Source organism: Corallococcus sp. AB049A, assembly GCF_003668885.1.
Lineage (GTDB): Bacteria > Myxococcota > Myxococcia > Myxococcales > Myxococcaceae > Corallococcus > Corallococcus interemptor.
In genome coordinates this window covers 1-290 of record NZ_RAWL01001507.1, presented here as the reverse complement: position 1 = coordinate 290, position 290 = coordinate 1, and the positions used below count along the sequence as shown (strand labels likewise).

The 290-nt window shown below is 69.3% G+C and carries 1 protein-coding gene; it reads left to right on the top strand.

The window, feature by feature from the left end; translation table 11 throughout:
• Nucleotides 1–73: 73 nt before the first annotated feature.
• A partial coding sequence (locus D7X55_RS42765; RefSeq protein WP_407921828.1) for a hypothetical protein occupies nt 74–290 on the top strand: 217 nt, incomplete at its 3' end.

Genomic DNA, 290 nt, shown 5'->3' with positions numbered 1-290 from the left:
GCGCGTCTACGTGTTGGACCCGCATGGGCATCCAGTGCCCGTGGGCGTGCGTGGTGAGTTACACATTGGTGGCGTGGGCGTCGCGCGTGGATACGCGGGGCGGCCAGGCCTCACCGCCGAGCGCTTCATCCCGGACGCGTTCTCCTCCACGCCCGGTGCTCGTCTCTACCGCACGGGCGACGTGGTGCGCTGGCGCGCGGATGGCCAACTGGACTTCGTCGGCCGTATCGACGCCCAGGTGAAGGTGCGCGGCTTCCGCATCGAGTTGGGCGAAGTCGAGAACGCCCTGC